9 protein-coding genes and 1 pseudogene are annotated in these 8743 nt (G+C 71.5%); 7 read left to right on the forward strand and 3 right to left on the reverse strand.

Annotated elements, in window-relative coordinates; all coding sequences use genetic code 11:
* Window positions 1-42: 42 nt before the first annotated feature.
* Window positions 43-480, reverse strand: coding sequence for a D-aminoacyl-tRNA deacylase (gene dtd / locus AB8Z36_RS19615; protein ID WP_369214640.1), 438 nt, complete (start codon window positions 478-480; stop codon window positions 43-45).
* 172 nt (window positions 481-652) lie between these two features.
* Between dtd and AB8Z36_RS19620 the strand changes: the two genes are divergently transcribed.
* The gene (locus AB8Z36_RS19620; protein WP_369214641.1) at window positions 653-1267 is read left to right on the forward strand and encodes an RsiG family protein; all 615 of its coding nucleotides are present in this window, start codon (window positions 653-655) and stop codon (window positions 1265-1267) included.
* A 186-nt stretch (window positions 1268-1453) separates the two neighbouring features.
* Here AB8Z36_RS19620 and AB8Z36_RS19625 read toward each other — a convergent pair whose 3' ends face one another.
* A complete protein-coding gene (locus AB8Z36_RS19625; RefSeq protein WP_369214642.1) occupies window positions 1454-1639 on the reverse strand; it encodes a hypothetical protein in 186 nt (61 codons plus the stop codon).
* 233 nt (window positions 1640-1872) lie between these two features.
* On the opposite strand from AB8Z36_RS19625, the gene AB8Z36_RS19630 reads away from it, so the two are divergent.
* The 5 genes from AB8Z36_RS19630 (at window position 1873) to AB8Z36_RS19650 (ending at window position 7562) form a co-directional block, all read left to right on the forward strand.
* On the forward strand, window positions 1873-2778 hold the full coding sequence (locus AB8Z36_RS19630) for a FadR/GntR family transcriptional regulator (RefSeq protein ID WP_440581954.1): 906 nt from the start codon (window positions 1873-1875) through the stop codon (window positions 2776-2778).
* A 131-nt stretch (window positions 2779-2909) separates the two neighbouring features.
* Entirely contained in the window at window positions 2910-3812 is a 903-nt protein-coding gene (locus tag AB8Z36_RS19635) for a winged helix-turn-helix domain-containing protein (RefSeq protein WP_369214644.1), read from the forward strand.
* On the forward strand, window positions 3813-4580 hold the full coding sequence (locus AB8Z36_RS19640; RefSeq protein ID WP_369214645.1) for an HAD family hydrolase: 768 nt from the start codon (window positions 3813-3815) through the stop codon (window positions 4578-4580).
* A 108-nt stretch (window positions 4581-4688) separates the two neighbouring features.
* A complete protein-coding gene (locus tag AB8Z36_RS19645) occupies window positions 4689-6620 on the forward strand; it encodes an HAD family hydrolase (protein WP_369214646.1) in 1932 nt (643 codons plus the stop codon).
* Window positions 6621-6692: 72 nt separating this feature from the next.
* The gene (locus tag AB8Z36_RS19650; RefSeq protein ID WP_369214647.1) at window positions 6693-7562 is read left to right on the forward strand and encodes a hypothetical protein; all 870 of its coding nucleotides are present in this window, start codon (window positions 6693-6695) and stop codon (window positions 7560-7562) included.
* Window positions 7563-7587: 25 nt separating this feature from the next.
* Here the strand turns inward: AB8Z36_RS19650 and AB8Z36_RS19655 are convergent, their stop codons facing one another.
* Window positions 7588-8229: a TetR/AcrR family transcriptional regulator gene (locus AB8Z36_RS19655; RefSeq protein WP_369214648.1), complete on the reverse strand. Its 642-nt coding sequence runs from the start codon at window positions 8227-8229 to the stop codon at window positions 7588-7590.
* A gap of 105 nt (window positions 8230-8334) precedes the next feature.
* Here AB8Z36_RS19655 and AB8Z36_RS19660 point away from each other — a divergent pair.
* A pseudogene (locus AB8Z36_RS19660) lies at window positions 8335-8743 on the forward strand (AAA family ATPase); the annotation flags it as partial.

An 8743-nucleotide genomic window follows, 5' to 3' on the forward strand; every position in this document is an offset into this window, starting at 1 on the left:
TGCTCGACATGTGAGCCGCCCGACGGCTCCGGTCGGGGCGGCTCACATGTCGAGCACGACCGTGAACGGTCCGTCGTTCGTCAGGCCCACCCGCATCCGCGCCCCGAAGCGGCCCGTCGCGACCGTGGCGCCGAGCGCGCGGAGCCGTGCGACGACCTCGTCGACCAGGGGCTCGGCGACAGCGCCGGGGGCCGCCGCGTTCCAGGTGGGGCGGCGGCCCTTGCGGGCGTCTCCGTAGAGCGTGAACTGGCTGATGACGAGGAGGGGCGCGTCGATGTCGGCGCACGACTTCTCGTCGGTCAGCATGCGCAGTGTCCACAGCTTCCTGGCGAGCTGCGCGGCCTTCTCCTCGGTGTCGTCGTGCGTGACGCCCACCAGGACGCACAGGCCCTCGCCGCTGATCTCGCCCACTGTCTCGGGGCCGTCCTCGCCCTCGACGACGACGCTCGCGCCGTCGACCCTCTGCACCACAGCTCGCATACGGTCATCATGCCGTGCCCGGCACTACGACCGGCGTGCGCCCCATGGGCGCGCTGGATCCCCCCATCTGGGGCCGATTCCGGGCACTCGCTCCCATAGCGGCCACTCGGAGTGGCACCATGCTTGCACGCGGTGCACCGCGTCGGCCGGTCGAGGGGACGGGTAGAGGCACATGAGCACACCAGGTGCGGGGCAGCCGCCCGCGCGCATCATCTCGCTGCGGCGCACGACGGTTGCGCGTCCGCCCGCACAGCGCACGGCGGGCCCGGCGCTGCCCGACGTGCCCGAGCTCGACCTGGCCGCGCGGCGCCTGGGTGAGCTGCGTGAACTGCGCAGAGCGGCGCAGCAGGACGAGGCCGACCTCAGTTATGTGCGGCGGCTGCTCCAGGGCCGCATCGACATCCTGCGGGCGGAGCTGGCACGCCGGAGGGACCCGCGCGATCCGCTGGCGGCCACGCCGGACGCGGCGGTCGTCGACCGGCTCTCGGAGATCCTCGCCGACGCCCCGGCACGGCACCGCTCGTCGGCGCGGCACGTCACGCTCGGCACCCCGCACGGCGAGGAGTACCGCCGCCTCGCCACGGAGATGCTCGCCGAGGTCGAGCTCTCCGACCTGGCGGCGCGCACGGATGAGGAGCTGCACGCGGCCATGGGCCGCCTCGTCCGCTATGAACAGCAGGTCTCCCGCCGCCGCCAGCTCCTCCAGCGCACGGCGGACGACTGCAGCGCGGAGATCACCCGGCGGTATCGCGAGGGCGAGGCGCAGGTCGACGACCTGCTGGTCTGAGCGGGCGTCCGCCCGGGGCGCCGGCGTGGTCGGTTGCGCCCCGGGCGGAGAGCGGGGAGCCCCGGCTCCCCGTAGCCGGGAGCCGGGGCTCTTTCTTCGGCGGCTGATCGGACTCCCGGCTCCCCTCCGGATGGGAGCCCGGTCAGCCGGGTCTGTGGTGCGGGCGGTCCGGCCTCCGGGGCCGGTTCAGCCCGACTGGGCGAGGAGCAGGATCAGGAGCGCGGCTCCGGCTCCGCTCAGCTTGGTGTTCTTGGCCTTGATGCCCACGGTGAGCAGGATGAAGGCGACGATTCCCAGCGGCCCGTACTTCCACTGGACGAGCTGCTCGAATCCGATGGCGAGGGCGGCGACGACGATGGCGATGAGCGGCATGGCGTTCCCTCCTTCGGGATCGGGGCGGCGGACCCCGTTCAGCCGGTGACCAACTGGCCGCCGTCGGCGGGACTTCGCCGCTGCGGCCGAGGGCTGGTGACCAAGCCCTGAGGGGCCTGACCATGTCGCCCAAGTTGGCTACCAACTTCTCCTGGGTTATCTCCGCGAGAGTCGACTCATAACCACCTTTCTTACAACTCCCCTGAGATGGCGCGAAGTTGTACCGTTTGGTTGTGACTACTGACCATGCCCCGGTCAACGGGAACAAGAGGCCGCAGCGCACTCATCGCGAGGTGGCGGATACCCTGCGCGACCGGATCAGGTCCGGTTCGCTGCGACCGGGCCAGCGCATGCCCACGCAGGCCGAGCTGGCCGACGAGTTCGGCGTGGAGCGCGGTGCCGTCCGCGAGGCGCTGCGGATACTGCACCGCGAGCACCTCCTGTCCAACGTGTCCAAGGGCAGCCCGGCCACGGTCGCGGAGGCCGTCGAGCGCGGGCCCGCCGACCCCGGCGCGGTGCGTCCGCAGCCGACGATGGTGGGGCTCGCGCCCCGCATCGCGGCGGCCTTCGAGGCGCCGCACGTGGTGATAGACGCGCTGTGCCTCACGTCCATCTCGCTCACGATGGCGATCGGCGAACCGCTCCGGCAGATCCACGCGGGGCAGCGGAAACCGGCCAAGGTCGACGTCCGGGTGCTGCTGCCGAGCCGCACCATCGACCTGGCCTTCCCCGCGCCGGTCGACGACCGGGACGACGAGGGCGGCGAGGTGCACCGCAGATGGCTCGACCAGCGCAACGCGCAGGGCCAGGTCCTGCGCCACAACCTCCTGACACTGCGCTCCTCGCACGGCATCGACGTCTCGGTGCGCTTTCGCGCGCTGCCGTTCACACCGCCGGTGAAGCTGTATCTGCTGAACGGCTCGGAGGCGCTCTTCGCGTACTACACGCTGGCCAAGCGGGGCGAGGAGATCGGCAAGGAGTCCCTGGAGATGTACGACGCGCAGGGCACCCAGTCGATGCTCTTCCCCTTCCAGCGGGGGGACGGGCTGCGGGACACCACGTTCGTCGAGCAGTCCCACCTGTGGTTCGACGCGCTGTGGAACACGATCAGCCAGGACCTCTACCTGGCGTCGGGCTGAGAGCGGCCCGCCGGAACCTCCTACCAGCTTGGGGCCAGTTGGCGACCAACTCCGCCGAGGTTGTCCCGCTTGGTGAGCCGGAATATGCAACTCCCCCACAACTCCCCCGAGATGGCCGTCAGTTGTATCGTTTGGTGGTGACCCAGGAGAACGTTGCAGTGAACGGCAGCAGAAAGCGCTCACCCGAGAACATCGCCGACACCCTGCGCGAGCGCATCCGGGCCGGCGAGCTGAGAGCGGGCGACCGTCTGCCGACGCAGGCCGAGCTCGCCGAGGAGTTCGGCGTGGAGCGCGGGGCCGTGCGGCAGGCGCTGAAGAGGCTCCAGAGCGAAGGTCTCCTGTCCAACGTCAGCAAGGGCAGCCCGCCGCGCGTCGCCGAGGCCGGACCCGCCCCCGCGAGCCGGGGCCCGCAGCCCTCCATGGTCGCCCTCGCGCCCCGTCTCGCGGTGGCCTTCGCGGAGCCCCAGGTGAAGATCGACGTCGTGTCGTACACGGCGGAGACCCTGATGATGGCCCTCGGGGAACCGGTCCGCCTGATCCACGAGGGCCGTATCCGCCCCGACTCCATCGCGGTGCGCATCCTCCTGCCGAGCAGCGACATCACCCTCGCCTTCCCCGTACCGGTGGAGGCCGACCAGCAGAGCACGGACCGCCTGCACAGCCGCTGGCTGGCCCAGCGCAACGCCCAGGGCCAGGTCCTGCGCCACAATCTGCGCGCCCTGCGCTCCTCGCACGGCATCGACGTCTCGGTCCAGTTCCGCGCCCTGCCGTTCACGACACCGGTGAAGCTGTACCTGGTGAACGGGCGGGAGGCGCTGTTCGCCTACTACACACTGGGGCGGGAGCAGGTGCTCCTGGACGACGCGAGCGGTGCCGAGGCGATGGACATGTACGACGCGGGGGGCATCACCGCGCCCCTCTTCTCCTTCGAGAGGAACGAGCCGTCCGACCGCGACGGCACGTTCGTCGACGAGTCACAGAAGTGGTTCGACGCCCTCTGGGCAACCATCACCACGGACCTGACACTCTCTTAAATGAACTCAGACTCGACGCGTTCCGAAGCGACCTCACCTGAGATCGACAGGAAAGAGATCGAAGTAATCCGACTTCTGATCGCAGAAGTTCGGATCGTCCTCTTCGACTTCGACGGCCCCATCTGCCGCCTCTTCGCCGGGCTCTCGGCCCAGCGGGTGGCCGGGGACCTCGTGCGGTGGCTGGAGGAGCGGGGTCTGCACGAGCTGCTCACCGACGAGGAGAAGGCGGAGCCCGACCCGTACGTCGTGCTGCGCGCCGTCGACCGCCGCCACCCCCGCAGCGAACTGGTGGACGAGCTCGAACGCTGGCTCACCCAGCAGGAGCTGCACGCCGTGCGGACCGCATGGCCCACCATGTACGCGGACCCGCTGATCCGGACCTGGTCGGCGGTCGGCGTCCGGCTCGCCGTCACGACCAACAACTCCCCGGCCCCGGTCTCGTCCTACCTCGCCACACGCGGGCTCCTTGACTGCTTCGGCCCGCACGTCTACGGCCGCACCGGCGACCTCAGCCTCCTCAAGCCCGACCCCTACTGCGTCCACCGCGCCCTGAATGCCCTGGGCGCCGAGCCGCGCGACGCCCTGATGATCGGTGACGCGCCCTCCGATTACGAGGCGGCACGGCAGGCGGGCGTGCGGTTCCTCGGCTACGCGCGCAACGAGCGCAAGGCGGAGCTGCTGCGCAAGGCGGGCGCGCGTGACCTGGTCGCCTCCCTCGTACCGGTCCTGGGAGCGGTACGGGCCCCGGGCGCCACGAAACCGCGCTGACACACGGCCCGCGGTGAAGGGGCGGACGGGAGCGCTTCGCGGCGCGCCCGTGCGCACGAGACGGCAAGTGGCATGATCGGGCTCCGGCTTTCGGTAGCGTCTGCGCTCATGCCGTCATCCTCGCCTCGCTCTCCCCACGAGGCGCCGAAGAGCGGTCGGCGCGAGGCGTGGATCCGACGCCTCGCCGACGCGCACAGGGACCACCCGGACCGCGAGGTCGTGGCCGGTCACCACAACGTCAACCACATCGTCCCGCTCGGCTTGGTCCTCGCCCTGCTGCTCCGGACGATGCCGTTCCGGGCCCGGGTGAAGTGCCGGATGCCGCGCGAGACGGTGGAGGTGGTGCCCCGCGTCTGGCCCAGCGAGCCCGAGCTGCTCAAGGTGGTCAGCAGGCACCTCAGGGAAGTGCCGCGCTGCCTGCGGGACTTCGGCGCGTGGTCGCTGCACTCCTACCGGGCGGGGCGCGTGCTCTCCGACGCGGTGCCGCACGACGCCGTCGGTGAGGCGCTGATGCGGGAACTCGCCGGGTTCTTCGCGAGGGCCGCCGGTGTGCCCGTCGGTGAACTGCCGCCGCGCCCGGCGGGCTGGCCGTCCTCCCCGCACAGCCAGGACTTCCTTCACCGGCTCATCGACTTCACCGAGGAACGGGTGCACCGGCCCAACCGCTGGCGGTTCGACGCGCTCTTCACCGAGGTCGGCGTCGGTGCCGACGTCATGCGGAACTTCCGCGAGGACGTGGGGCGACGGCCGCTGACCCGTCGGCCCTTCTGCCTCCTCCACACCGATGTGCACCGCGCCAACGTCGTGGTCGACCGCAGGAGGATCGCGGTCATCGACTGGGAACTCGCCTCGTACGGCGACCCCCTGCACGACCTCGCCACCCACCTCGTACGCATGGACTACGCGAAGGACGAGCAGGTCCGCATGACGGAGCTGTGGGCCGTCGCGATGCGGCGCGCGGGCCACGGTGCCCTGACCGAGGGCCTGGCCACCGACCTGCCCGTCTACCTGGACTTCGAGTACGCCCAGTCCGTCTTCCCGGACATCATGAGAGCCGCGCTCGCCCTGACCGCGCTGCCCTGGGACCCCGTCGCCGAGGACTACGCGGAGGCGGCGGCCAAGGTCCGCCGGGCGCTGGAGCGCGCGGCCGGGCCGCTGCGGCTCGGCGGGGTACCGGACCGGCAGCACGTGGAACGGGCGCTGCGCTCCTGGTGCGAGGGGCCGTTCGGCCGCGCCCTGGAGAAGGCGTCCCTCGCGGAACGCGCGATGGAGCCGGAACCCGAGCCGGAGCCGCAGACAGAGCAGGAACCGGAGACGGGGCTCAGGTCGTACAGGGGCGGCGGCGTTGGCTGTGTGCTCCTCGACTTCGACGGGCCCATCTGCGCGCTCTTCCCGGACGGGTCCGCGGAGCGCGTCGCCGGAGAGCTGCGGAAGCTGGCGAGCGACCGTGGTGTCCTCGGGCTGCTCCCGGCGGAGGTCGAGAGGTCGGAGGACCCCCAGGACATCCTGCGGGCCGTGCACGCGTTGCGCGGGACCGGGCAGCTCCCTGACCCGGACCTCGGCGCCGACCTGGAGGCCCTCCTCACGGCGGGCGAGGCCTGGGCGACGCACACCGCCCCGCCCACGCCGGGCGCCCACCGGCTCATCCGCGCGCTGCGGGCGCGGGGTGTACGCATGGCGGTGGTCACCAACAACTCACCGCGCGCCGTCTCCGCCTACCTCCACCGGCACGGCCTGGCCGACGCCTTCGGCCCGCACCTCTACGGCCGTACGGCCGACCCCGCCCTCCTCAAGCCCGACCCCGACCCCCTGATCCGGGCCCTCGCCGGGCTCGGGGCCGCACCCGGCGAGGCGCTGATGATCGGCGACACGGCGGCCGACCTGGCGGCGGCAACGGACGCGAGGGTCCGCTTCATCGGGTACGCGCGGGACGAACCCGGCGCCGAGCGGCTGCGCGCGGCCGGTGCGGGGCTCGTCCTGTCCTCCCTGGAGCCGCTGCTGGGCCTCCTCGAAGACCTCGGGCGAGAAGTTTCCCGCTGACCCGCCCTGTCGTGAGCACGTCGAGCCCGCTCCTGGGTAGGCATACAACGTGCTGACGTCTGGGGGGACTTGATGGCGCGTGGCGAAGGCGGGACGGCGCGGGCGTGGGGTGCGGAGCGCTGGCGGAGCGTCGAGAGCGGGGTGACCAAGGCGGCGCTGCTCGGGGTGTTCTGTCTCGGGCTCGTCGCGCAGTTCGTACAGCCGGTGGGGGACGCCCTGGAGGGCAAGGCCTTTCTGGGCGGGGCTCTGCTCAGCCTGGTCGCCTTCGTCCTCTTCACGGAGGTGCGGCGGCTGAACGAGGCGCTGCGGCCGCAGGCCGGTGACGAGGTCTCGGCCAGGGAGCTGCCGGACTACTTCGGCCAGGCCCTCGCGGCGGCCGAGCGGACGCAGATCGATGCCATCGGCTTCACCGGCGAGACCGTGGTGCAGCCCGCGCTCATCAGCCTGGAGGCCCTCGCCCCCGGCCGCGCGCGCATCGTGACCATCCGCATCCTCGTGCCGGACTTCACCGTCCCGATGGGGATACCCGGGATGCTCGACGAGGAGGGCAAGGCGGTGGACGACCCGCTGTTCCGGGCGGCCCTGCTCGCCAAGGTGCATGAGCACGCGCGGCGGATGGACCATGCCGCGCAGATCCTGCGCAGGGCGGGCCTGGCCGAGGTCGACACCCAGTTCCGGGTCCTGCGCATCACGCCGCTGCTGAAGTTCTGCCTGATCAACGGCCAGGAACTGTTCGACGGCATCTACGACAAGGTCGTGCGGGAGCCCTCGCCGACGCCGCCGGAGCGGGAGATCCTCGACCTCAAGGGCTATCAGACGATGCTGCGCCGCTGGCACCTGGACTCGGACTCCGCGGGCTGGGCGAAGGTCACGCAGCGCAAGGCGCTCTTCGAGAGCCTGTGGTCGCTGGCCTCGCCGCTGAGTGCCACGCCCGCCTCCTGAACGGTCCCGGCAGTCCCGAACGGTCTCAGGCGTAGCGCGCGAGGCCCGACCTGAGCTGGGCGAACGCCCTGTTGGCCGAGGTCACGGCGTCCGGCCACACCTCCTCCGCACTCTCGCCCGCCCTGATGCGCCGCATGTTCTCCTCGGCGAGGACGCGCCGCACGGAGACGATCTGCCCGGCGGCGAGCCGCGCTTCGAGGGCGTTGCCGCCGTGCGCGGCGAGCAGCGCGTCGGCCAGGGCGTCCTCCGAGCGCCCCTGGTACCCGTACAGGCGGGCCACGAGGGCCGGGGTGCTGTAGAGGAGCCGCAGGTAGGAGAGGACTCCGGGGGCGTCGTTGAGGCCGGTGACCGGGTCGTGGCGTTCCAGACCGTCCAGGAAGTGGCGTTGCAGCGCGTCGAGCGCGGGGCGCTTGGCGGGGCGGTCGACGACGACGCGGGCGGCCTCGTCCTCGTGATCGGCGAAGCGGTGGAGGACCAGGTCCTCCTTGGACGCGAAGTAGCGGAAGAGGGTCGGCTTCGAGATCTCGGCCGCGGCCGCCACCTCCGCGACGGACACCTTGTCGTAGCCCTTCTTGAGGAAGAGGGCGATCGCCGCCTCGGAGATGTCCTGGTAGCGCTGTGCCTTCTTGCGCTCGCGCAGGCCGGGGGAGTCGTTGCCGATGGTCATGGGGCGAGTCTAGAAGCGTGAGACCCGGTAACGGGCGACCATTCGTTACTCGGTTATAGAAGTTACTTGGTTATGAATGTTACTCGGTTGCGTTATCGTGGGCGCATGAGCGACCTCCACCAAGAACGCCGCTACCACGATGCCTGCCGCGCCGCTCTCCAGGGCATGATCGAAGGCGCCCAGGAGCAGGTCGTCGCGGGCGAGGACGTGTCCGCGTCGGGAGCCGACGCCGAGGTGCTCGGGTACCAGTTCCGCAGCCACGCCAAGGCGCTGCGCGAACTCCCTGCGGCGCCCCTCTTCTTCGGGCGGCTCGACTTCGGGGAGACGGGGGCCGGGGAGCACCGCGGGCAGCGGTACTACATCGGGCGGTCGCGCGTCACGGAGGACCCCGCGGCGCCGCCGCTGGTGATCGACTGGCGGGCGCCGGTCTCGCGGGCGTTCTACCAGGCGGGGGCCGCCGATCCGCAGGGCGTGACCGTGCGGCGGCGGTTCGGCTGGGCGCCCGGCAGCAAGG

It is taken from the genome of Streptomyces flavofungini, from assembly GCF_041028215.1.
GTDB lineage: Bacteria > Actinomycetota > Actinomycetes > Streptomycetales > Streptomycetaceae > Streptomyces > Streptomyces flavofungini_B.